We start from the raw sequence: 23,002 nt of genomic DNA, 5'->3' as shown, positions 1-23,002 counted from the left end.
TGCCGGCCCACTAGGAGAGCTTTTCTCTTTGACCTTTGTTCTGGGTCAAGATTGGCCGAAAGCCGTGGACGAGAGCCGATAATCGTGGGAGCGGCATCTTGCCGCGAAAGTGAAAGGGTCACAGCAACGGAGAAAGAGGCGAACAACGTCTCCGCCAGCCGAAACGGGCCTCGTAACCGTAGCCGTAGCCGGGCAGGTCAAAGGGCAACGGCAACGAAGCCCGTATCGGTTACGGTCAAGGCTACGTGTACAAAAATGAGTCGCAGTGCTTACTGCTTATTGCCTGGTGCCCAGTAATCACCGGGCATCGCAGCCCTGACCATGGCCGATAATCGTGGGAGCGGCATCTTACCGCGAACGTAAACGGGGCACAGCAACGAGGAAAGAGCCGAACAACGTGGCCGCCAGCCGAAACGGGCATCGTAACCGTAGCCGTAGCCGAGCTCCCCAAAATGAGTTGCCGGTGGCTCCGAATGTTCTTTGCTCCGCAGACATTCCTGCCGTCACACCAGGAGAGCTCTTGTCTTTGACCTTTGTTTGTAACTCAAGATTAACCGAAAGCCGTGGCCGGCAGCCGAAACGAGCCTCGTAGCCCTGGCCGTACGATCCTTATACCCGCCAGCCGCTTGACAGGTTCAGGTTAATTCCTTACATTGCGCCCAGCCGGCTATGGCACACGGTATGCTGCTGATGCGTTGAAGGAAAGAGGCGAGGCCCTACAAACTATGAACACTATAAGAAACAAACTCGTCGGCATGGTCTGTCTGCTGGTCTTGTGCGGCTGCTCGACCCTGGCGGTCCAGACGGACTATGATCAGACCATAAGTTTTTCCAGGTACAGGACCTACAACTGGGCTCCGGGGACCGAGGCTGAACAGCGGGAGCAGCTGTTGCAGGAAGATCCTTTTCTGGATGAGAGATTTCGCCGGGCTGTGGACAGGGAGTTGCAGGCCAGGGGTTTCAGTAAACAGGAGAGCGGCACGCCTGATTTCCTCGTAAGCTACCATGCCAGTTCCACCACGAAGACAGGCTATATCGAACTGGCGGACTACCGGGGCCTGGGTCACTATCGTTACCGGGCCTTTTACATGCCCTACGAGTACAATGAGCAGACGCTGGTTCTGGACATCCTGGACGCTGTCAGCGGCAAAGTCATCTGGCGTGGATCTGCCACTGATGAATTGAGTCCTTCATCTACTCCGCAGGCAAAGGAAAAAGAGATACACAGGGCTGTCCGCCGCATGCTTGCCAGATTTCCTCCCCAGTAAGAGCCCTCATTGCCCTCCACCTGTACACATGGATGGCCCTTTTCAGAAAAGACTGGAATAACAGATGAAGATCGGTCGACAGGTGTTATCCCCCCGAGTCAGGAACCATAAATGGAACACTTGCGCACTGCCATGGCAGCCTCCTGGAGTGCTTCGGCAAAGGTGGGATGGCCATGGATAGTGCGGGCGATGTCTTCAGAGCTTGCCCCGAATTCCATGGCCAGAACGCACTCCGCAATCATGTCGGATGCCCGCGGGCCGATGATGTGCACTCCCAGGATCCGGTCCGTCCTGCCATGGGCAATGATCTTGACAAAGCCGTCCTTTTCCCCCATGCAGCGGGCGCGGCCGGCGCCGGAAAAGGGGTAGGTGCCAACGCAATAGGGGATATTGCGCGCCTTGACCTCCTCCTCGGTGAGGCCCACAGTGGCGACCTCCGGCCAGGTGTAGATCACCGCGGGAATGGCGTCGTAGTTCACCTCGCCCGGCAGTCCGGCCAGAGACTCCACGGCAGCTATGGCTTCGGCTGAAGCCTTGTGGGCCAGGGCCGGTCCGGCAATGAGGTCGCCGATGGCCAGAATGCTGTGGATGTTGGTGCGATACTGTTCGTCCACCAGGATGTGGCCACTGCGCTCATCCTGCTTGATGCCGAGCTCTTCGAGGCCGAGGTTTGCAGTCAGCGGCCGGCGTCCCACGGCCACCAGCAGCCGCTCACAGCTCAAATTTCCTTCGGTGCCGTTGCTCTCGAATGCAACCTGCACCCTGTTTCTCTTGACTTCGGCTCCTGCAACTCTGGTGCGCAGGTGAAAGACCATGCCCTGCTCGCGGAGTATCCGCTCCAGGGCCCGCGACACCTGACCGTCCAGCAGGGAGGCAATCTGCGGCAGCATCTCGATCACGGTTACCCTGGCGCCGAGGCGCTGCCACACGGAACCCAGCTCCAGGCCGATGTAGCCGCCGCCCACAATGGCCAGATCCCTGGGCACTGTGGGGAAATTTAGCGCCTCGGTTGAGCTGACAATGCGCTCGCCGTCGAATTCGAGGCCTGGCACAGTCATTGGCTCGCTGCCGGTGGCCAGCAGAATGGCTCTGGCTTGCAGGACCTTCGCCCGGCTCCGCTTGCTGCTGCCTGCCGGGACCACCTCCACCCTGTCTGCAGCTGCCAGCCGCGCCCTGCCGTGAATAATGGCTACCTGGTGGCCTTCGAGGAGCCGGCGCACATTGTCAGTAAGCTCTTCGACCACCTTTTCTTTTCTGGCCATCATCCTGGCCAGATCAAGGCTCAGGCGGCCCGTCTTGATGCCGTGTTCTGCCAGGTGCTCCCTGGCCAGGTGGTAGTATTCACTGGAGTCCAGCAGGGCCTTGCTGGGAATACAGCCCACATTGAGACAGACCCCGCCGAGGCGGGGCTCCTTTTCCAGGCAAGCCACCTTCATCCCCAGTTGAGCAGCCCTCACCGCGGCCACATAACCGCCGGGGCCGGCGCCGATTACAATCAGGTCGTAGCTCTCTTTCTTGGCCATACTATATCTCCATGAGCATTCGTTCGGGGTCCTCGATGAACTGCTTGATGCGCACCAGGAAGGTGACGGCCTCCCTGCCGTCAATGAGGCGGTGGTCATAGGTCAGGGCCACGTACATCATCGGCCGGATCACCACCTGACCGTCCAGGGCCACCGGGCGCTCTTCTATCTTGTGCATGCCCAGGATGCCGCTTTGCGGCATGTTGAGTATGGGTGTGCTCAACAGGGAGCCGAATACCCCGCCGTTGGTGATGGTAAAAGTGCCGCCCTCGAGGTCGGCGAGTTCGAGGCGGTTGTCGCGGATCTTGGTGACGAAGTCGACGATGGCCTGTTCCAGCTGGGCAAAACTGAGCCTGTCCGCGTGGCGGATGACCGGCACCACCAGACCGCGCTCCCCGGCAATGGCCACGCCAATGTGGTAGTAGTTGTGATAGACAATATCATTGCCGTCGATGGAGGCGTTGACCGCGGGGAACTCCTTGAGGGCTTCCACTACAGCCTTGATGAAAAAGGACATGAACCCCAACCTTATATCGTACTTCTTCTGGAAGACATCCCGGAAGCGGCTCCGGAGTTCCTGCACCCTGCTCATGTCGATCTCGTTGAAGGTGGTGAGCATGGCAGTATGCTGCTTGGCCTCTAGCAGCCGGGCGGCAATGCGCTGCCTGATGCTGCTCATTGGCTGGCGCACGACTTCCTCCTCTGCAGGCGGCGCTGCAGCGATTTTCGGAGGAGCTGCCGCCGTCACTTCCGCAGCCGCCGCTGCCTGCTGTTCCAGGTAGAGCAGAACATCCCCTTTGGTCACACGGCCGCCCGGTCCCGTGCCGTGGATCCGAGAGACATCTATGTTCTTTTCCGCCACCAGCCGCCGCACTGCTGGCGAGAGGGCAGCGGCCGCAGGCCCGGGCGCTTCAGCTACCGTTGCTGCGGCTTCGGGGCGCACCTCTTCTCGAGCTGCAGCTGGGATCTTTTCTGGTGCTGCCGGTGTAACTGCTTCCACTTCTTCAGCTGGTGCGGCCTCGGTGTCGATCATTCCCACTACCGTGCCGATGGCCACGGTTTCCCCTTCAGCAACAGTTATGTGCAGCACTCCATCGGCCTCTGCCTCGATTTCGAGCGTTACCTTGTCAGTTTCCAGGACGAACAGGGGTTCGTCTCTGCGCACCATGTCGCCGTCCTTTTTGTACCATTGCGCCAGGGTTGCCTCGGTTACCGACTCGCCCACGCTCGGGACCTTGATTTCCAATGCCATTTCTACTCCTTGCTCTTGTGCTTTCCAGCAGCAGAAACAGGGGCGCCCACAGCTTCCGCCAGCACGGCCTCCTGCTCACTCTTGTAGACAGTGTGAAAACCCGGGGCAGGGCTGGCAGCAGCAGCTCTGCCGATATAGCCAATATGCCTGCCAGCCAGCCTGGCCAGCCGGGGCCTGACAAAGGTCCAGGCACCCATGTTTTCCGGCTCTTCCTGCACCCACAGCCATTCCACAGCCTTGCGGTAGCGCCTGACAACTGCAGCCAGTTCTTCTTCCGGAAAAGGGTAGAGCTGCTCTACTCTGACGAAGGTCAGGTCTGTTCTCTTCTGCTCCTCACGTCTTGCCAGGAGTTCATAATAGATTTTGCCGCTGCAGAAAAGCACTCGTTTGACGCGCGAGGCTGTCACCGTATCATCGAGCACTTTGTGGAAAGTGCCGCCACTGAGCTCCGACCTGGGAGAGACAGCCCTGGGATGGCGCAGGAGGCTCTTGGGGGCCATGATGACGAGCGGCTTGCGATAAGGGGCCTTTACCTGGCGCCGCAGCATGTGAAAATACTGGGCCGGTGTGGTGAGATTGCACACCTGTAAATTGTCGGCAGCGCAGAGCTGCAGGAACCGTTCGAGGCGAGCGCTGGAGTGTTCCGGGCCCAGTCCATCCAGTCCATGTGGCAGGAGCATGACCAGACCGCTCAGCCTCTGCCACTTGGCCTCGCCGCTGGCAATGTAGAGGTCGATTATGGCCTGGGCATTGTTGACGAAGTCGCCAAACTGCGCTTCCCATGCTGTGAGGCCGTGGGGCTGTGCCAGAGAATAGCCGTATTCGAAGCCGAGAATGGCCGCCTCCGACAGAGAGCTGTCGTATACTGAAAATGACGCCTGCTCGGATGACAGGCTGTTCAGGGGGATGTAGCGCTCCCCTGTTTTCATGTCCACCAGGACGCTGTGGCGCTGACTGAAGGTCCCCCGGCGGCAGTCCTGGCCGCTGAGGCGAACCGGGATCTGTTCCATGAGCAATGAAGCAAAGGCCAGGCTTTCAGCATTGGCCCAGTCAATGGAGTCTCCTGCTTCCACGGCTTTCAGCCGCCTTTTCAGAAGCTCGCTCAACTTGGGATGAAGGTTGAATCCCCGGGGCACGGTGTTGAGTTTGCGGGCCAGTTCCAGGAGGCGCGCTTCGCTGACAGTGGTATCCACAGGCTGGTGGGAGTAGTCGGCCTGGATGTTGTCCCAGTTCTCATAAAACTTTACCGAGGGAAAGACACATTCCCTGGCCTGGTAGGCGGCCTCGAGACTGCTGTTGATTTCCTGCTTGAGGCGGTTCACCTCTTGCTCATCTATGATTTTGTCCCGTCGGAGTTGTTCAGAATAGATTGCCGCCAACGACGGCCTCTGCTTTATTCTTTCGTACATCAGCGGTTGGGTAAAGTATGGCTCATCGCCTTCGTTGTGGCCGTAGCGGCGGTAGCAGACAACGTCGATGACCACGTCCTTGCCAAACTCCTGGCGATAGTCGGCTGCAAGCCTGGTCACATGGAGCACCTGCTCAGGACTTTCTCCGTGAACATGGAACACGGGCACCATGAGCATTTTGGCAATGTCGGTGGAATAGCGAGTGGAGCGGGCATCCTCCGGCAGGGTAGTGTAGCCTATCTGGTTGTTTATGATGATGTGAATGGTGCCGCCGGTGCTATAGCCTGGCAACTGGGACATGTTCAAGGTTTCGGCCACGATCCCCTGGCCGGCAAAACTGGCGTCGCCATGAATGAGCAGGGGAAGCACTGCAGCCCTGTCTGCTGCCTGGAGGATCTCCTTTCTTGCCCTGGCAAACCCTTCAACTACGGGGTTCACCGACTCCAGGTGACTGGGGTTGTTGACGAGCAATATGCGCACCTTCCTGTTGCCATCCAAACGGAGATCGCCGAGATAGCCGTTGTGATACTTGACATCTCCAGAGCCCACAATGGAGTCAGGATCGTAGCTGCTCTCGAATTCGCAAAAGATGTCCCGGAAGGACTTGCCGAGAATGTTGGTCTGCACGTTCAGCCTGCCGCGATGGGCCATGCCGAGGATGATCTCCTGACAGCCCTGTTCAGCCACATGCCGCACCAGGTCCGCCAGCATGGGGATGATGCTCTCGGCGCCCTCGAGAGAGAAGCGGGTCTGCCCAGGATAGCGCCTGTGGAGAAACTGCTCGAAAAGCGTTGCCTGGTAGAGCCTGTGGAGGATGCGCAGCTTTTCTTGCGGCTTCATGCTTGGCCGGTTCCTGGAGGTCTCCATTCGTTGCTGCAGCCAGCGCCGTTCTTCCGGGTCCTGCAGGTGCATGTATTCAACGCCCACAGAGCGGCAGTATGTTTCTCTCAGGACTTCGACGATCCGGCGCAACCTGGCCCGGGACGACCCCGTGAAGATGTCGCAGTAGAATTCCCGGTCCAGGTCCTCATCAGTGAGGCCGAAAGTGGCCATGTTGAGATATGGATGGTCGGTCGGACAGGCAGATAGGGGATCGAGGCAGGCAAGGAGATGGCCCAGGTCGCGGTAGCGATATACCAGGGCATCCACCCGGAACTGTGCCGCGAGTTGCTCTTCGTCGTAAGCCTCGCCGACCACAGGTTCTCTGAGCTGGCCCAGTTCGAAGCCTTGAAAAAAGAATTGCCAGTCCTGTGGGATCTTGCTGGGGTCAGCTTTCCACAGGCGATATTGTTCCTCGACAAATTCACTGTTCCAAGCAGTAGGGAAAGACATGGTATTTTCCGTCCTCTTTATACAGGGCGGTTCATTAAGTGCCGCGGGGAAGCAGTTTCAGATGCATTCTGGCAAGGCAGCCCCAGTCAGGCCAATTGCTGCAGCCTCAGTTTATGGAACCATCCTACCACCAGTTCCGCCGCCTGCTGCCGCTGCTCATCCTGACTGAACATGTGGTCGCCCCTTTCGATGATGGCAAGCTCGGTCTTGTGAGGTCTGAGCTGCTGCAGACGGTGGGCCTCAGCCGCGGGGATGATCTCGTCCTGGTCGCCATGCACGAGCAGCACATACTGGCGAAGTGAGGGCATTATGGCGTTGAGATCATAGCGAGCTGCATCAGCAAAAAATTGCTCTGTGAGCTGGAGCTGGCGGCCTCTGCTCAAAAATGACACCGCGCCTGTTTGCTGCAGCTCTTGGAGGTTTCCTGCATCGAACAGGTCTGCAGGCCCCATGATTCTGGAGCGCGCTGCCAGCGAGCAAACAGCCTGCACCGAGTCCATCTGAGCGGCGGCGAGCAGGGCAACCATGGCGCCCATACTGTGGCCCACGAGTCCCAGCCAGCTGACTCCCCTGTCCTGGAGAAAGCTCGCTGCAGATTTCATTTCACTGATCTGTTTGCTGTAAGTGGAATCGGCAAAGTTGCCCTCACTCTGGCCGTTGCCGGAAAAGTCAAAGCGAAGCACGAAAAACCCTCTGGTACAGAGTCCTTCGCTGATCTGCCGCAGCACCTGAGTGTGGCGCGAACAGGTGAAGCAGTGGCCGAGAATGGCGCCGTAATCGGTGGTGGGATCTGGTGTGTGCAAGGTTGCGGCGAGTTGCTCGCCTTGATGGTTGGTGAAAGAAAGTTGCTGCTGCATGATGCTGGTTATTCTCCGGATCTGATTTCAAGCTGGAAGCATGGCTCTGCAAGATATCTTCAAATTAGCCGAGCACAGGTGAGGATGTCAACCGGCAAGGACTGAGCTGTTATTGCCAACCGCTGCCTGCATGCCATTGCCGCAAGAAAACCAGAGCGGCGCCAGTAAAAATGATTGTGGGCCCTTCTCTTCGCTTAATTTTTATTGTAAATTCAGGCAAGGTAAATTCACCAGGTTCCAAACGGGCAGGCGGTACTGACTATCAGGCCTCGAAGAGGGCTTCCCTTGCTGCCCCTTCCTTTTGAAAGAGAGCCTCTTCTGCATCGGAGAAATTGTGGAGGCAAGTGCAGCCAGCAGCACCGCATTATTTGGGCAGCCAGGCCTTGGCAGCCTTGCTCTTTACGGCTTGATAGTGCTCGGTTTGGTAGGCCTTCTGCTCTTTCTTGCTTCCTGGCTGGGGGAAAAGAAGAAGAATCAAGAAAAACTCAGACCCTATGAAAGCGGCATCATTCCTACTGGCAGCGCCCGGTTGCGCTATCCGGTTCCTTTCTATCTGGTGGCCATTTTTTTTCTCATCTTTGATGTGGAGGCAGCCTTTATCTTCTCCTGGGCCATAAGCTACGACAAACTCGGGCTGGCAGGCTGGCTGCAGGTATCTCTTTTTATTTTCATTCTGCTCATTGGTCTCTTGTACGAATGGAAGAAAGGCGGACTGGAGTGGGGGCCGAAAAGCAAAAGAGAATAGCTGCCGCCAGGAATATCCTTCTGGCCAGAGCTGATGCCCTGCTCAACTGGTCGCGGCAATACAGCCTGTGGCCCATGTTTTTCGGCCTGTCCTGTTGCTTTGTTGAAGAGGCCACCGCCTTTACCTCCCGCTATGATCTGGCCCGCTTCGGTGCCGAAGTACTGCGGCCCTCGCCGCGTCAGGCTGACCTCCTCATTATTTCCGGCACCGTATTCAAGAAAATCGCCCCGGTAGTGCTGAGGCTCTACGAACAGATGGCGGAGCCCAAATGGGTAATGTCCATGGGGTCCTGCTCCAACAGCGGCGGCATGTATGATGTCTACAGTGTGGTTCAGGGAGTGGATCAGATCTTGCCGGTGGATGTCTATATCCCCGGCTGTCCGCCTCGTCCCGAAGCGGTTCTCCAGGGGATTGTCAAGCTGCAGCAGAAGATCTCTGCCGAACAACCCACGCGAGCCGTATTCCATCTGGGAGGAGGGACCCAGGGGACACAAAAGCCGCTGCTGGTGGACGGCAGGACGAAGTCCAGGGACTCCCGCGGACCGGGCATGCAGGGCATTGCCGTCCGGGGAACTTCCACGGTGCCGCCGCGCTTCTGGGAGAGCAGGGCAGATCTCATGTGGACGCCGCCTGCGGCACGCATCCAGATGAGCGACAGGGAGACGCACCTTGCTCAGGAATTGAGACAACGGTTCGGAGATGCCGTCGAACAGCTGCCGGACAGTTCAGACATGCCCACTTTCCAGGTTGATTGCGAGCGGCTCAAAGAGGTGCTTGCCTATCTCAAGAACAAAGCCACGCCCAGATTTCGGCGGCTCGATGACCTGACAGCCATTGATGAGTCTGCCCGCAGGCACCGGCAGAATTACCCGCATTATACCCTGGTCTATCACCTGCTCTCTTTCGAGCCGGCTTGTCGCCTGCGGCTGAAGGTGAGGCTGGAGGACAGTGAGCCGCTGGCTGCCAGCGTCACCGATATCTGGCCTTCTGCCAACTGGTACGAGCGGGAGGTCTTTGACATGTTCGGCATCCGCTTCCAGGGACATCCAGACCTGCGGCGGCTCATCATGCCGCATGATTGGCAGGGACACCCCTTGAGAAAGAGCCATCCGGGTCGGGCCACGGAGATGGCTCCCTACACCCGGGCAGAGGCGGAGAGGCTGCAGCCCCTGGACGCTGGCGTCTACCTGCAAAGAGAAGACGGCAACCACGAACTCATCTTGAATGTGGGGCCGCATCACGTGAGCACCCACGGCCTGCTGCGCTATATCGTCTCCCTGGATGGCGAGGAAATCACCGCCATGGACATGGACATCGGCTATCATCATCGGGGAGTGGAGAAGATAGGTGAACGACAGACCTGGCACCAGTTCATCCCCTACACGGACAGGGTGGATTATCTGGCAGGGGCAGCAAACAACCTGCCTTATGTCCTGGCGGTGGAAAAACTGGCAGGCATTGGTGTTCCTGACCGGGCCAAGTGCATTCGGGTGCTTTTGAGCGAGCTCTTCCGGCTGAGCAACCATCTGGTGTGGTTTGCCACCTTTGCCCACGACCTGGGTGCCATGGCGCCCAACTTTTACACCTTCCGGGAGCGGGAACTGATTCTCGACATCGTGGAGCTCATCACCGGCGGCAGGCTTCATCCTTCCTGGTTCCGGTTGGGTGGGGTGGCCGCGGACCTGCCGGCAGGATGGCAGGAGCCATTGGCTCATTTGCTGAAAATATTTCCCGCTCGGCTGCAGGAATATGAAGCCCTTGTTACCAAAAATCCTATAATCAGGGCCAGGACCCGGGGAATTGGCGTGATTTCCCTGGACGAGGCCGTTGATTGGGGCGTGAGCGGTCCCAATCTTCGTGCCTGCGGCCTGCAGTGGGACCTTCGCAAGAAGTTGCCGTACTCCGGCTACGAGGGCTTTGATTTCGAAGTGCCCACTGCTGCTGAAGGGGACTGCTACGCCCGCTACCTGGTGCGGGTGGAAGAGATGAGGCAAAGCCTCAATATCATCAGGCAGGCGGCGGCGGACATGCCAGCCGGCCGTTATGTCACAGATGATTACCGCTATGTCATTCCCAAGCGTGAGGACATGCTGACTGACATCGAGAGCCTGATTCATCACTTTGTCAATGTGACGCGCGGGCCTAAGATACCCCGCGGCGAAGCATACGTTGCCTGTGAGATCCCCCGGGGCGAACAGGGCTACTATGTGGTGAGCGACGGCCTTGGCTGCCCCTATCGGTTGCGCATCAGGTCTCCGGGGTTTGCCAATGTGCAGGTTATGCCTCTGATGGCCACAAACGAGACCATAGCCGATCTTATCGCCATTATAGGCTCGGTGGACTATATCTTGCCGGACATCGACAGATGAGAGATGTCTGCAGAAGATGAAAAGCCGAACGTGCCCAGAAAGCTCTAGAAAGGTGAACCAGTTGGAATGCTGGGAATCTGTAGCATGCCATGCTGCCTGTTGAACTGAGAGACAAACTTGTCAGGGAAATTGCCGGTGTTCATCATCCCCGGGAGCTGGCGATAGACGTCATGTTTGCCCTGCAGGATCACTATGGCTACCTGAGCGATGAGGCAGTGGTGGAGGCAGCTGAGCTCCTGGGCATGACTCCCCTGGAGATCGAGGAAATTGCCACTTTCTACACTTTTATTTATCGGCAGCCAGTGGGCCGCTACGTAATTCATGTATGTGACAGTGTGATCTGCTGGATGGAGGGCTGCCAGTCTATAGCCGACTATCTCGAGCAAAAGCTGGGAATTGCTTTTGGTGAAACTACTCCGGATGGTCTGTTTACCTTGCTGCCGGTATGCTGCATCGGCTACTGTGACCGGGCGCCGGCCATGCTGATCAACAGGAAGGTCTATGGTCCTCTCACGCCCGAAAAGATTGACCATATACTGGAGAAGCTCAGAGGGAAGGCGTGAGAGGTTCGGGAAGCAAGAACGTTGGGCCGCTTGCCGCAGCGGTCGCAAGAAAGAGAATTTCTTGTATATATTTGACGAGTTGGGTGGCTGGCCCTGTGGATTTTAGAAGTTCCAGGCACTTCAGCTCACTGTAGGCGGTTGCATGTATCCCCAGGTGCTTTTCAAGAATCGCCGGCCTGATCGCATTGCTACCCTGGAGGAATACCGGGCGAGCGGCGGTTATCAAGGGCTTGCATCTGCTCTGAGCGAGCGTACCTACAAAGAGGTCCAGGAGCTGGTAGTGGAGGCTGCCCTGTTAGGCCGTGGAGGCGCCGGCTTTCCTGCGGGACGCAAGTGGATGGCAGTGCCGGAGGAGGCGCCCTTTCCCAGATACATTATCTGCAATGCGGATGAGATGGAGCCCGGGACCTTCAAAGACCGGGTGCTCATCCACACCGACCCCCACATGATCATAGAGGGAATGATCATTGCGGGCTATGGCTGCCTTGCCGATCGGGGGATTATCTTTATCCGGCCTGAGTACGAGAGCGGCGCCAGGATCCTGGAGCGCGAGATCCAGATTGCCAGAGAAAGGGGCTACCTGGGCAAAAACATTCTGGACAGCGACTATTCCCTCGACATCATGGTGCATCGCAGCGCCGGCCGCTACATCTGCGGTGAAGTAACGGCCCAGATACACGCCCTGGAAGGCAGGCGGCCCAACCCGAAACAGCCGCCGCCATATCCCACAGAAAAGGGTCTCTGGGGTCTGCCAACTGTGCTGCACAACGTGGAGACACTTGCCTGCGTTCCCCACATCGTCAGACACGGGGCCGAATGGTTCCGCAGCCTTGCCCTCACTGACAGCGGCGCCGGGACAAAGATCTTCTCGGTTAGCGGCAAGGTTAACCGCCCCGGCTGTTACGAGCTGCCCATGGGCGTTAAACTGAGCGAAATCATCGAGGAGCACGCCGGCGGCATGGTGCCAGGCTCCGAATACAAGGCCTGCCTGCCGGGCGGCGCTTCCACCCGCTATCTGCCCAGAGAGTTCTACCACATAGAGATGGATTACGAACCAATGCGCCAGGCCGGACATCGCCTGGGCACAGGCGCCATTATGGTATTCGATGACAAGACCTGCCTGGTGGCTGCCACTCTTAACCTGCTGAAGTTCTTTGCCAGGGAGTCATGCGGCTGGTGCACGCCCTGCCGGGAAGGACTGCCCTACATTCGGGATCTTCTGGCGAGAATCGAACAGGGAGAGGGTGAAGAGAACTTTATCCCCATGCTGCAGCAGATGAGCAAACATCTGTGGAGCAGTTACTGTGCCTTTGCTCCTGGAGCGGTGTCACCGGTGGAGAGTTTATTGACTTATTTCGAGGACGAAGTGCGCGAGCATATCAGCCAGCGGATGTGCCCTTTCAGGGCATAGTTGCTGGTTGAGAGATGAATGCTGGGGTATTGTCTCCGCTTGCGCTCGCGCTGCTTCGATTGCGGGACTAAGTGCGATGGCAAGCAAAGTGGCAGCCCTCGCTGCGGATATTGCCCCGCCTTCTTTTGGGGAAAACAGGTGGCATCTGTTATCAAAAGCAGGGGAAGGCGGTACGAATATACGCCGCTTCGGCAATGCCCCGGCATTCATGGGACTCGAGAGCAAAAAGGGCTGTGACGAGTCAGATGCGTGAATTCATGGAATGATTTGCCTGGAGAGCACGAACACAAGCCATGCCCACTATTGTAATTGACGATCTGGAAATAGAAGTGGTGGAGGGCACCAGAGTCATCGAGGCGGCGGAGCAGCTCGGCATCATGATCCCCAGGTTCTGCTACCATCCCGCCCTGGGCTCGGTGGGCGCCTGTCGGGTCTGCGCCGTCAAATTCCTGCAAGGCCCAGTCAAGGGTATGCAGATGAGCTGCATGGTGGAGGCCACAGACGGCATGGTGGTCTCCACGGTAGATGAAGAGGCGGTTGCTTTTCGCCGACAGGTAATCGAATGGCTCATGCTCAACCACCCTCACGATTGCCCGGTGTGCGACGAGGGAGGCCACTGCCTGCTGCAGGACATGACCGTCTCCGGGGGGCACGGCATCAGAAGGTATCTGGGCAGGAAGAGAACCTACCATGACCAGTATCTGGGCCCGCTGGTACAGCACGAGATGAACCGCTGCATCCATTGCTACCGTTGCGTCCGCTACTATCAGGAATTCTGCGGCTACAGAGACCTGGGCGTCATGCAGAGCGGCAGCAGGACCTATTTCGGCCGTTTCATTGACGGCGTCCTGGAAAGCCCTTTTGCCGGCAACCTCATTGATGTCTGTCCTACGGGGGTGTACACGGATAGACCTTCCAGGTTCAAGGGGAGACAGTGGGATTTTCAGCGTGCTCCCTCCCTGTGCCTGAACTGTTCTCTCGGCTGCCACATCACTGCCAATGCACGCTACCGGGAGGTAGTGCGTTTGGAAGCCCGGCCGAGTGAGGTGGTGAATGGTCACTTCGTTTGCGACCGGGGCCGCTACGGTTTCGAGTATGTAAACCACCCGGAGCGCCCCCGCCAGGCCCGGGTCGATGGAAGGCTGGTGGGTGTGCCCGAAGCCATCGATATTAGCCGGCAGAGATTGGCAGAGATTGCGGCTCATTGGGGCCAGTCCTCCATTGCAGGCGTGGGTTCCGCCAGAAGCTCTCTGGAAAGCCAGGCCGCATTGAAACAAGTGTGTGGTGCAACTGGATGGCGAGGACCGGTTTTTTTTACAACAGCCGACCAGGCCAGGAAGGTGCGGGCTGCAGCAGCAGGCATATCTCTGGAGTCGGCAGCGTCTTTGTCAGATTTTACCAGGGCGGACTTTTTGCTGGCTGTAGGTGCCGATCCTCTTCAGGAAGCCCCCATGGCTGCCCTGGCCATGAGGCAGGCCGTGAGGGCCGGCGCCAGGGCTGTGGTTCTGGACCCGAGGCCTGTATCTCTGCCGTTCAACTTCAGCCAACTATGCATGCCTCCAGATGAAATAGAGTTTCATGTGGGGCTTCTGGTAAAAGGAGCCATTGAGAAAGAGGCTGTGGAACATCTGAGTGAAGAGCTCCGCCAGGTCTACCAGGCATTGCCGTCAGATGATTTTCCAGCCAGTGGCACTGGCGAAAAAACGTCTGAACTGGCTGCAGTGCTCAAGGGCTGCCAACATCCTCTGCTGGCGTGCGGTACAGATGTGGTGCGGACCAGCACGCCGGCGCTGGTGGCTGCCTGCGTCCAGCTGTTGCGTGCTGCCGGCAAAGAGGCGTCACTGGGCTATTTCCTGCCGGGCCCGAACAGTTTCGCCGCAGCTCTGCTGCACTCTGGCCAGACATCGGTTGCCCAGCTGGTGGATGAAATTGAGGCTGGAACCGTCAAGGCCGTGATTGTGGTGGAAGCCGATCCACTCAGGTATTTTCCTCATAAAGCGAGGCTGCAGCAGGCCCTGGCAAAACTGGACTTGCTGGTGGTTCTGGACTACCTTGCCTCCGAGACTGGCAAACAGGCTCACATCTTCCTGCCCACCCTGACTATCTACGAGGCCGGGGGAACCTTCATCAACCAGGAGGGCAGGGTGCAGCGGGCAGCCGCAGTCCAGACCTGCGGCACTCCCCTGATACAGGTGGCAGGAGGTGCCCACCCGCCGCGCAGTTACTCTGCAACAGTGCCCGGTGGGGAGAGCAGCAGTGCGTGGCAGATTTTGCTGGAACTGGGCAAAGACCAGCCCGGGGGTGTGAAGATCGGTCCTGACCTCTGGTCCCTGGTAAAAGGCTCCCATGAGGTGCTTGCAGACCTGCCGCCTCCTGCCGAGTTTCCTGCAGAGGGCATCAGAGTCGCATGCGGCCCTGGTACAACTGAACGGCCTGCAATCAACTGGTCTGGACAGAAAACAGGGTCGGGGAGCAGCCAACTGGAAATCCTCACTGTGGACAGGATCTTCGGCACTGAGGAGCTCTCCATCTATTCCCCGGCTCTACAGCAGCTCGAGGAACAGCCATGTCTGTTCATCCACGCTGATGACGCAGCCCAACGCGGCCTGACAGATGGTGAGCGAGTAATAGTCCAGCTCGAAAGCGGCACTCTGGAGGCCGACCTTTCGGTGCGGTCCGATATGGCTCGGGGGGTCCTGCTGTTGCCGCGGCACCGGCTGCTGTCGTGGCAGCAACTGGGAGTCGGCGTGGTGAGGGTGCCAATGGAGAAAGTCAAGAAAGCCGCTGCAATGTAGGCTGGCAGTGAATGGTTGCCATGCTTGGTGCTTCGATTTCCAAATACAGTGAGGTATTTTGCTGGTTTTCCTTGAAGCAATTGCTCTTTCAGCACCAGCTCCTGAGTAAACAAGTTGGCCATTGAACTTATGAATCGAAGAACCTGGCCCTCAGGAGAGTCATCAATTGCAGTTGGCCATTGCCGATTTGTCGTTGCGGTGGGAATTGAGGCGGTTATGATGGCTTGGCTCATAGGAATAGCACTGCTGGTGGTAAAGCTGGGCCTGGTGCTGCTGGTGCTTCTGACGCTGGCCGCCTACCTGGTGCTGCTGGAGCGGAAGTTTCTCGCCAGGCTGCAGATCCGCTATGGACCCAACAGAGCCGGCAAGTATGGCCTGCTGCAGCCTCTGGCCGATACCATCAAGATGCTCACCAAGGAAGACATCGTGCCTGAGGCCGCTGATCGGCTCCTCTTCCTGATGGCCCCGGCAGTGGTTGCCACAGAGGCGCTGCTCATTTTTGCGGTGGTGCCCTTTGGCAGCAATATCACGGTATGGGGCAGGGAGATCCCCCTGGTGATTGCTGATCTCAATGTGGGCCTTCTCTACGTATTTGCCCTGGCGTCTCTGGGTGTTTACGGGGTGGTCATCGGCGGCTGGGCTGCCAACTCCAAGTACAGCCTGCTGGGCGGCATTCGGGGGGCGGCCCAGATGATCAGCTATGAGCTTTCTCTTGGCCTGTCCCTGGTGCCGATAGTAATGCTGGCAAAATCTTTCAGTCTGGTGGACATAGTGGAGGCGCAGGCCGGCTATCCCTTCATTGTGGTGCAGCCCGTAGCCTTTGTCATCTTCCTCATCAGCGCCATGGCTGAGACCAAGCGCATACCCTTTGATCTGCCTGAGGCAGAGAACGAACTCGGGGCCGGCTACCACACCGAATACAGCGGCATGCGTTTCGGCCTCTTTTTTCTGGGAGAATACGTCAATCTTCTGGTGCTGGGAGCGCTGGTAGCCGTATTCTTTCTGGGCGGCTGGCGCGGCCCCTGGCTGCCGCCCCTTTTCTGGTTTCTGGCCAAGATGATCCTGGTGGCCCTCTTTATGATCTGGGTGAGAGGCACCCTGCCGAGGCTTCGCTATGATCAGCTTATGCATTTTGGCTGGAAGGTGCTGGTGCCGGTGGCTCTGGTCAATATTGTGCTCACCGGAGGGTGGCTGGTGTTGCTCAATTGCTGAGCTTGAAGTGACAACAGGGACAGTGGGAGGTAAGAAGTGCAGCGGGACATGAAGGAAGGGGGCAGCTGCAAACAGGTGTGGTCGGGACTGCAGGCCCTGGCAGCGGGCTTTGCCACCACCTTCAGACACCTGTTCCGCAAGCCCATCACCGAGGAATACCCGGAGTACAAGCGAGTCCTGCCCGAGCGCTCCCGGGCGCGGATCATTCTGACCAGAGACCCTGACGGTGATGAGCGCTGTGTAGCCTGTTATCTCTGTTCCGCGGTATGTCCGGTGAGCTGCATTTCCATGCAGTCGGCAGAGAAAGAAGATGGCAGGCGCTATGCCGCCTGGTTCAGGATAAACTTTGCCAGGTGCATCTATTGCGGCCTCTGTGAAGAGGCCTGTCCACCCTGGTGGCAGAAAAAAAAGATCTGCTGGTGGACCATTGCGGCAAGAACAACGATTACAATTACTACCGCTATGCGGGCATTGCCACAGCCCATGCCGCCAAGGGAAGCCACATCAAAGAAGACGAACCCGTGGATATCAAGAGCAATATGCCGTAGGTGGCCTAAATGTCGCTTCATGCTGTTATTTTTTATCTGCTTGCTGCTGTGATAATCACCGCCACTGTGCTGGCAGTGACCAGACGCAATCTGGTGCACTCGGTGATCTATTTGATACTCTCCTTCTTTGGCAGCGCCATGCTCTACTACCTCTTCGGCGCCCCTTTTCTTGCTGCTCTGGAGATCATCATCTATGCTGGCGCCATTATGGTATTGTTTCTCTTCATTGTGATGATGCTCCGCGTAGAAAAACCTTCTGAGCCCTGGCGGCCTCTGCGGCAATGGCTGCCAGCCATCTTGCTGGCCTTCAGCTACCTGCCCATTATCGGCCTCCTGGTGGCGGCAGATCCGCAGAGCAAGAGCATGTTGAAGATCTGGCTGACTCGCCCCAGAACATTCGGCCGCTTTCTCTTTCAAAACTACTGGTTTGCCGTGGAACTCATTGCCCTGCTGCTATTTGTGGCCCTCATCGGCGCTCTTTACCTCGGCAAGACCCCGGTCAGCAGCGACCAGCAGGAGGAAAGCCAATGATCGTTCCCTATGGCCATGTGGTAATCCTGGCGGGTGTCCTCTTTGCCCTTGGAATGATCTGCGCGGTTGTGCGGCGCAATTTGATCATGATGCTCATCGGGGTGGAGATTATGCTCAATGCTGCTGCCATCTTATTCGTGGCTGCCTCTTTGCGCTGGCAGCAGCTGCAGGGCCAGGTATTTGTCCTCTTTATAATGGCGGTGGCTGCAGCGGAGGTGTCCCTGGGGCTGGCTCTGATAATTTACGCACACCGCCGCACAGATTCAGTGGATCCAGATACCTACAAGTTGTTGAAATGGTAGCAGAGCTTTCCCTCGAGGCAAGGCGATGAATCTGCGGAATGAAAAAATTTCTTACCAGTGGTTGCGTCCATGAAGTGGCCTCTTTTCCTTCCTGAGATGTATTGTCTGGGTATGGTTGCCGTCTTTGTCGGCATAGCAGTGCTGCCGCGACCGAATCCACGGCGCGACTATCTTACGGCGCTGACCCTGGCAGCAGTCAGCATAGTGATAGCCCTCGGTTCCGTCCGTTTCCAGGGAGAACTTTTTGCCGGCACCTACCGGGTTGATCTTTTTTCTCAGGTCTTCAAAGTCATGCTCTGCATTGGCCTCTTTCTGGTAATATTCCTCTGCGCTGAACTGCGGAGCATTGCAGAGCAGCATCATCCTGAGTTTTACCTGCTGCTGACCCTCTGCACAGTTGCCATGATGATGCTGGCGAGCAGCGTTGAATTGCTCACCATTTATATTACTCTGGAATTGTCGAGTTACTCGCTCTACACCATCGTTCCTTTGAGACGCCGCTATGCAGGCGATGCCGAGGCAGGTCTCAAATATTTCATGATCGGGGTGTTTTCTTCGGCAGTCATGCTCTTCGGGCTGGCCCTGCTCTATGGCGCGGTACACAGCACCATGGTGGCGGAGATCGTCAAGGTACTCCCCCAGGTGATTGCCACGCCCGCGGCAGTGATCGGACTGCTTTTCACCCTGTGCGGTTTTTTCTTTAAACTGGCGGTGTTTCCCTTTCATTTCTGGGCGCCTGATGTCTATCAGGGGGCAGCCAATCAGGTGACTGCTTACATTGCCACAGCCTCCAAGGTGGCGGCGGTGGCCATTGTCATTCGAATGGTGGCCCTGAGCAGCGGCAGCAGCGTGCCTCTGGCGAAGATCCTGATCACGCTGTCCATTGCCTCCATGACCGTGGGGAACCTGAGCGCTATTGTCCAGAAGGACATGAAGAGGCTGCTGGCCTACTCCAGCATCTCCCACGCCGGCTATGTACTTGTCGGTGTTGTGAGCATGACTGAAAGCGGTTATGCTGGCGCTATTTTTTACGCCCTTGCTTATTTGCTCATGAATCTATGCTGCTTTCTGGTAGTAGTGAAGACTGCTCAGGATGGAGGCAATCTCCAGGTTGCCCAGTTGGCTGGCCTGCATCAACGGTCGCCTCTGCTGGCCATGGCCCTTATGGTCTCGCTGTTCAGCCTGGCCGGCATCCCTCCCACTATCGGCTTTACAGGCAAGTTTCTGGTCTTTGCTGCTGCCATGGCCAAGGGATATTTTGTCCTTGTACTTATTGGCATGATCAATGTAGTGATTTCTCTCTACTACTACCTGCTGGTGCTGAAGGCTGCCTATCTGCTGGAGCCTGCAGGACCGCTGCCCCCACTTCAGGTGTCCAGGCCCACCAAACTGGTTGCCGCCTCCCTGGTTACCCTCATCATCGGTGTGGGTATTTACCCTCACTACCTCCTGGAAATTGCCCGGGCAGCTGCAAGAGTGCTGCTGTTCTAGCCCAGATATTTCCTGCCTGAATGCTGCCAGACCAGTAGAAGTAAATATCCGGCCCCACTGCTTGCCTCCATTCTGTAAGGTGCTTAACATTGACAGTATTGCGAAAATTGAGATGAGCAGAGGATGTAACGTAGCAGCCGCCTTAACGACTATTACTGTAATAGCGGACGGTTACTAATAGTCTAACCCACATCTTATATGATCTGGGTAGCTACCTGGTCCTGACCCACAGAAATATCAGAAAGGAAAAATTCCATGCGCATACTACTTCACTACTTTTTTGCTGCTGGCGTACTGGCTGTCTATGGTGGTCAGGTCTGACCCTTTATGGCAACTCTGCCCCCCGTGCACTTGGGGGTAAGCATCCTGGCGGCTTTCCTGATAGCCCTTGCCTTGCGAAAGGCTTTGCAGCGGATCTTTGTGCTTTCCCATCCAGCTACGGTGCAGCCCATCAGGCAGTTTTTCTTTGATCTTTCCCTTTATGTGGCAGTGGCGCTAATGGTTGGTATTTTTAACCACCTGAGCTACCGTTTTCCTTTTGTCAGTGGTTTGAGTTTCCTGGTGGGTTGCCTCGTGGTCGGCTTCTTTCTGGCCCTGGATATGAGCCTTGCCCGGGAACGGACAATAATAAATGAGGCTCTCGAGCGCAGGATTTCCCTGCCGCCGCCGGTGAAGCTCTATTCCATCACCAGGAAGCTGGCGCTAATTGCCTTTATGGTCACCCTTTTTGTCAGTGTCATTTTCACACTGGTTATTTCCCGGGACATAATCTGGTTGGCCAAGGTTGGCCAGCAAGGCATTTCGCTGTCCCAAGCGCAGCATTCCGTGATGTACGAAGTGTTTTTTATTATGGGTGTGGTTTTGCTTCTGGTGTTCAACCTGATCTACTCTTACTCCAAGAACTTGAAGCTTCTCTTCGACAATGAGACCAATGTGCTGGAAAGGGTGAGCCAGGGTGATCTTTCCACTCTGGTGCCGGTGGCCACCAGCGATGAGTTCGGCCTGATTGCCGGCCACACCAACAACATGATCAATGGACTGAGACATCGCACCGAACTCATGACCGCTCTCAAGGTGGCCGAGGAAGTCCAGCAAAAACTGCTGCCCAGTGGGCCGCCCAAACATGACCAGCTGGACGTGGCCGGTGCCAGTCAATATTGTGACGAGACCGGGGGAGACTATTATGACTATCTCGAACTTTCTCCCGGTCGGCTGGGGGTGGTGGTGGCCGATGTGTCCGGGCACGGCATACCTTCGGCGCTGCTTATGACCACTGCAAGGGCTCTTCTCCGGCAACGGGCAGCCATGGCCGGAGACAGCGCCCACATCATTGCGGATATCAACTGGCAGCTTGCCAAAGATGTGGAAGACACAGGGAACTTTGTCACTTTGTTTTATAGTGAGTTCGATATGGATGCTCGGCAGTTGCACTGGGTGCGGGCAGGTCATGATCCTGCCATAGTCTATGAACCCAAGACCGATCATTTCTCCGAACTGGACGGTCCAGGCATGGCCCTGGGGCTAGTTGGGGACTACCCCTATGCCGAATCCCAGCGAGACATTCAGCCTGGAGAGATCTACCTGATCGGCACAGATGGAATCTGGGAAACGCGCAATCCAGAGGGTCTGATGTACGGCAAGGAACGAGTGCGGCAGCTTATTCGGGCTCACAGCCGCAGCTCTGCGAGTGAAATTCTAGCAGCCATAATGACGGATCTGGAAAACTACCGCGACTCTGGCAAGCAGGAAGACGATGTCACACTGGTGGTTGTCAGAATAGTACCATGAAGCTCTGCACCATTAACCCCGGAATTTGTGGGAAAGTAGCATGCCAGCAGGAAATGCTGCTTTTCCACATGAGACTGGCGCGGGTTCCGGTCCGGGTGAGAAAACCACCAGGGGCTGGAGCACCCTTGCTGTTTCCAGCGACAGGAGTGTGCCTGCAGCCTGCTACTGGGGAATGTAAGGTTGGAACTCCTCATCCGTCCTTGGCCTTTTGATTGTAACTTCCTTCTGCTGCTTCCTCCCCGGTTTGGCTTTCTTCTGAGAATAGCAGAGGCGCTCTTTTTCCATGAGAGTGCTGTTGGTCAGTTTGACTGAGGTGCCGAATTTTTCCTCAACATCTCTGCTGTGCTGCAGCAGCAGGGTGATCTTGTTGTCTTGTTTGTCGTGAAAAGACCACTTCCAGGCGCGAACTATGCGGAATGGATCCCCCCGCCACTCATCAGGTTCGCCGAACTTTCTCTTGAAACGGTGCAGGAGTTCTTCATAGAATTCCAGGTCGGCAAAGGCATACTTCAACTTGATGCGAACAATCACGCCCGGATTGGCGCAGTTTCCCATGATAACGCTGCCGCTTAGATAACCTGGCAGCTCGCCAGTCTCCACTTCGGTGAGAAAGGGCTGATCTCTCACTGGAATAGCTGTTTCCATGCGTAGCAAGCCCTGATACATGGCGGCTTGCTTGCCAAGGCTGATGCCGGCAATCTGGTGGGGCACATGGCTGCTGCTTCCAGCAAGGCTAGCAGGTGGCCAGAGTAGCAGCATGAGCAGGAAGAAGAGTTTTTTCATGGCAGCGGTCTCCTTGTTTACCAGGTCACATGGCCCCTTATTTCTTCTGTTGAAGTCACTGTTTCACGGCGCTGGGTCCATGTAGAGTTTCCAGAGAACAGTTCGCAATCCCTCGACGAAATAGTAATGGAATTGCTCCTGGGGAGCAAGTGAAGAAGTGAAGCTGTGCGGTCTGGCTGGGACTACGATTTGCTGGAAAACTAGATCTCTGAGGAAGCTGCCTGCAGAATGGGGAGAGTTGCAAATTGTGGCAAAACAGAAAAGGGCGGGATATGCAAAGTTGGTCATATCCCGCTTTCTCTGATCAGGAAAAGGGGAGGGGCAACTGCTTCCTTATTGTCATCAGAGGCAAGAGATTTTCCCTCAGGCGAAAGCTCTGCGACTAAATCTTGGTGACATTTTTGGCTACAGGACCCCGTTCACCATCTTCCACATCGAAGCTTACCCGATCGCCCTCATTGAGGGTTTTGAAGCCAGGCATGTTAATATAGGAATAATGAACAAAAAGGTCCTGGCCTTCCTCTCGTTCAATAAACCCGTAGCCCTTCTGTGAATTAAACCACTTTACTGTTCCTTCAGCCAAAGCGCCAACCTCCTTTCGATAACTCTGTCGCCTGCCAGCAGGCTGCCAGTTTGCGCCTGTCTGGAAGAAGCAGAGCCGACTGCAACAACTCGTTTGTGCCCGGGGTCTGCAAATTGTGACGCCCGAATATAGCACATGAGTCGACAGCCACACAAGCAAAGAATCAGGAGTTGCAGGTCGCCGGCTACTGTCGATGCTCGGTTGTCAGTTGTTGAGCAATGTGTTGGCAACATATCGGTG

Annotated in this window: 18 protein-coding genes and 1 pseudogene; 13 read left to right on the top strand and 6 right to left on the bottom strand. The window is 56.7% G+C overall.

Going from position 1 to position 23,002, the window contains the following annotated elements; genetic code table 11:
• Nucleotides 1-725 precede the first annotated feature (725 nt).
• A complete protein-coding gene (locus tag JRI89_12710; GenBank protein ID MBW2072098.1) occupies nucleotides 726-1,268 on the top strand; it encodes a DUF4136 domain-containing protein in 543 nt (180 codons plus the stop codon).
• Nucleotides 1,269-1,366: 98 nt separating this feature from the next.
• On the opposite strand, the gene lpdA is transcribed toward JRI89_12710, so the two are convergent.
• The 4 genes from lpdA to JRI89_12690 form a co-directional block, all read right to left on the bottom strand.
• Nucleotides 1,367-2,791 (bottom strand): dihydrolipoyl dehydrogenase, encoded by a 1,425-nt coding sequence (gene lpdA / locus JRI89_12705; protein ID MBW2072097.1) that lies wholly within the window; start codon nucleotides 2,789-2,791, stop codon nucleotides 1,367-1,369.
• A gap of 1 nt (nucleotide 2,792) precedes the next feature.
• A complete protein-coding gene (odhB, locus tag JRI89_12700) occupies nucleotides 2,793-4,043 on the bottom strand; it encodes a 2-oxoglutarate dehydrogenase complex dihydrolipoyllysine-residue succinyltransferase (protein MBW2072096.1) in 1,251 nt (416 codons plus the stop codon).
• A 2-nt stretch (nucleotides 4,044-4,045) separates the two neighbouring features.
• Entirely contained in the window at nucleotides 4,046-6,784 is a 2,739-nt protein-coding gene (locus JRI89_12695) for a 2-oxoglutarate dehydrogenase E1 component (protein MBW2072095.1), read from the bottom strand.
• Between the two features lie 86 nt (nucleotides 6,785-6,870).
• On the bottom strand, nucleotides 6,871-7,641 hold the full coding sequence (locus tag JRI89_12690) for an alpha/beta hydrolase (GenBank protein ID MBW2072094.1): 771 nt from the start codon (nucleotides 7,639-7,641) through the stop codon (nucleotides 6,871-6,873).
• 331 nt (nucleotides 7,642-7,972) lie between these two features.
• Between JRI89_12690 and JRI89_12685 the strand changes: the two genes are divergently transcribed.
• The 12 genes and pseudogenes from JRI89_12685 (at nucleotide 7,973) to JRI89_12630 (ending at nucleotide 21,396) form a co-directional block, all read left to right on the top strand.
• Nucleotides 7,973-8,386, top strand: coding sequence for an NADH-quinone oxidoreductase subunit A (locus tag JRI89_12685; protein MBW2072093.1), 414 nt, complete (start codon nucleotides 7,973-7,975; stop codon nucleotides 8,384-8,386).
• Nucleotides 8,338-10,755: an NADH-quinone oxidoreductase subunit B/C/D gene (locus JRI89_12680; protein MBW2072092.1), complete on the top strand. Its 2,418-nt coding sequence runs from the start codon at nucleotides 8,338-8,340 to the stop codon at nucleotides 10,753-10,755. The genes JRI89_12685 and JRI89_12680 overlap by 49 nt, the downstream gene beginning before the upstream one ends.
• Nucleotides 10,756-10,844: 89 nt before the next feature.
• Nucleotides 10,845-11,318: an NADH-quinone oxidoreductase subunit NuoE gene (nuoE, locus tag JRI89_12675; protein ID MBW2072091.1), complete on the top strand. Its 474-nt coding sequence runs from the start codon at nucleotides 10,845-10,847 to the stop codon at nucleotides 11,316-11,318.
• 142 nt (nucleotides 11,319-11,460) lie between these two features.
• Nucleotides 11,461-12,729, top strand: coding sequence for an SLBB domain-containing protein (locus tag JRI89_12670; protein MBW2072090.1), 1,269 nt, complete (start codon nucleotides 11,461-11,463; stop codon nucleotides 12,727-12,729).
• A gap of 76 nt (nucleotides 12,730-12,805) precedes the next feature.
• Nucleotides 12,806-12,982: a hypothetical protein gene (locus JRI89_12665; protein MBW2072089.1), complete on the top strand. Its 177-nt coding sequence runs from the start codon at nucleotides 12,806-12,808 to the stop codon at nucleotides 12,980-12,982.
• Nucleotides 12,983-13,022: 40 nt separating this feature from the next.
• Complete coding sequence (nuoG, locus tag JRI89_12660; protein ID MBW2072088.1) at nucleotides 13,023-15,524, top strand: NADH-quinone oxidoreductase subunit NuoG; 2,502 nt, start codon at nucleotides 13,023-13,025, stop codon at nucleotides 15,522-15,524.
• 219 nt (nucleotides 15,525-15,743) lie between these two features.
• Complete coding sequence (gene nuoH, locus JRI89_12655) at nucleotides 15,744-16,736, top strand: NADH-quinone oxidoreductase subunit NuoH (GenBank protein ID MBW2072087.1); 993 nt, start codon at nucleotides 15,744-15,746, stop codon at nucleotides 16,734-16,736.
• A 48-nt stretch (nucleotides 16,737-16,784) separates the two neighbouring features.
• Nucleotides 16,785-17,284 (top strand): annotated as a pseudogene (locus JRI89_12650) (NADH-quinone oxidoreductase subunit I).
• A 9-nt stretch (nucleotides 17,285-17,293) separates the two neighbouring features.
• Nucleotides 17,294-17,815 (top strand): NADH-quinone oxidoreductase subunit J, encoded by a 522-nt coding sequence (locus JRI89_12645; GenBank protein ID MBW2072086.1) that lies wholly within the window; start codon nucleotides 17,294-17,296, stop codon nucleotides 17,813-17,815.
• Entirely contained in the window at nucleotides 17,812-18,117 is a 306-nt protein-coding gene (gene nuoK / locus JRI89_12640; protein ID MBW2072085.1) for an NADH-quinone oxidoreductase subunit NuoK, read from the top strand. The genes JRI89_12645 and nuoK overlap by 4 nt, the downstream gene beginning before the upstream one ends.
• A 69-nt stretch (nucleotides 18,118-18,186) precedes the next feature.
• A complete protein-coding gene (locus tag JRI89_12635; GenBank protein ID MBW2072084.1) occupies nucleotides 18,187-19,608 on the top strand; it encodes an NADH-quinone oxidoreductase subunit N in 1,422 nt (473 codons plus the stop codon).
• A gap of 327 nt (nucleotides 19,609-19,935) precedes the next feature.
• Nucleotides 19,936-21,396, top strand: a complete 1,461-nt coding sequence (locus JRI89_12630; protein ID MBW2072083.1) for a SpoIIE family protein phosphatase — start codon at nucleotides 19,936-19,938, stop codon at nucleotides 21,394-21,396.
• A gap of 162 nt (nucleotides 21,397-21,558) precedes the next feature.
• Here the strand turns inward: JRI89_12630 and JRI89_12625 are convergent, their stop codons facing one another.
• Nucleotides 21,559-22,179 carry a hypothetical protein gene (locus JRI89_12625; protein ID MBW2072082.1) on the bottom strand — a complete coding sequence of 207 codons (621 nt, stop codon included), beginning with the start codon at nucleotides 22,177-22,179 and terminating at the stop codon, nucleotides 21,559-21,561.
• A 382-nt stretch (nucleotides 22,180-22,561) separates the two neighbouring features.
• The gene (locus JRI89_12620; GenBank protein ID MBW2072081.1) at nucleotides 22,562-22,762 is read right to left on the bottom strand and encodes a cold-shock protein; all 201 of its coding nucleotides are present in this window, start codon (nucleotides 22,760-22,762) and stop codon (nucleotides 22,562-22,564) included.
• Nucleotides 22,763-23,002 lie beyond the last annotated feature (240 nt).

It is taken from the genome of Deltaproteobacteria bacterium, assembly GCA_019309045.1.
GTDB lineage: Bacteria > Desulfobacterota > Syntrophobacteria > BM002 > BM002 > JAFDGZ01.
Note: the sequence above shows the minus strand (reverse complement) of the source record. Positions and strands in the feature narration are given on the sequence as shown.

Excerpts from the sequence above, each read along its gene's own strand:
- JRI89_12710 (MBW2072098.1), top strand. The coding sequence starts at position 726 with ATGAACACTATAAGAAACAAACTCGTCGGCATGGTCTGTCTGCTGGTC.
- lpdA (MBW2072097.1), bottom strand. The coding sequence starts at position 2,791 with ATGGCCAAGAAAGAGAGCTACGACCTGATTGTAATCGGCGCCGGCCCC.
- odhB (MBW2072096.1), bottom strand. The coding sequence starts at position 4,043 with ATGGCATTGGAAATCAAGGTCCCGAGCGTGGGCGAGTCGGTAACCGAG.
- JRI89_12695 (MBW2072095.1), bottom strand. The coding sequence starts at position 6,784 with ATGTCTTTCCCTACTGCTTGGAACAGTGAATTTGTCGAGGAACAATAT.
- JRI89_12690 (MBW2072094.1), bottom strand. The coding sequence starts at position 7,641 with ATGCAGCAGCAACTTTCTTTCACCAACCATCAAGGCGAGCAACTCGCC.
- JRI89_12680 (MBW2072092.1), top strand. The coding sequence starts at position 8,338 with ATGGAAGAAAGGCGGACTGGAGTGGGGGCCGAAAAGCAAAAGAGAATA.
- nuoE (MBW2072091.1), top strand. The coding sequence starts at position 10,845 with ATGCTGCCTGTTGAACTGAGAGACAAACTTGTCAGGGAAATTGCCGGT.
- JRI89_12670 (MBW2072090.1), top strand. The coding sequence starts at position 11,461 with ATGTATCCCCAGGTGCTTTTCAAGAATCGCCGGCCTGATCGCATTGCT.
- JRI89_12665 (MBW2072089.1), top strand. The coding sequence starts at position 12,806 with ATGGCAAGCAAAGTGGCAGCCCTCGCTGCGGATATTGCCCCGCCTTCT.
- nuoG (MBW2072088.1), top strand. The coding sequence starts at position 13,023 with ATGCCCACTATTGTAATTGACGATCTGGAAATAGAAGTGGTGGAGGGC.
- nuoH (MBW2072087.1), top strand. The coding sequence starts at position 15,744 with ATGGCTTGGCTCATAGGAATAGCACTGCTGGTGGTAAAGCTGGGCCTG.
- JRI89_12645 (MBW2072086.1), top strand. The coding sequence starts at position 17,294 with ATGTCGCTTCATGCTGTTATTTTTTATCTGCTTGCTGCTGTGATAATC.
- nuoK (MBW2072085.1), top strand. The coding sequence starts at position 17,812 with ATGATCGTTCCCTATGGCCATGTGGTAATCCTGGCGGGTGTCCTCTTT.
- JRI89_12635 (MBW2072084.1), top strand. The coding sequence starts at position 18,187 with ATGAAGTGGCCTCTTTTCCTTCCTGAGATGTATTGTCTGGGTATGGTT.
- JRI89_12630 (MBW2072083.1), top strand. The coding sequence starts at position 19,936 with ATGGCAACTCTGCCCCCCGTGCACTTGGGGGTAAGCATCCTGGCGGCT.
- JRI89_12625 (MBW2072082.1), bottom strand. The coding sequence starts at position 22,179 with ATGAAAAAACTCTTCTTCCTGCTCATGCTGCTACTCTGGCCACCTGCT.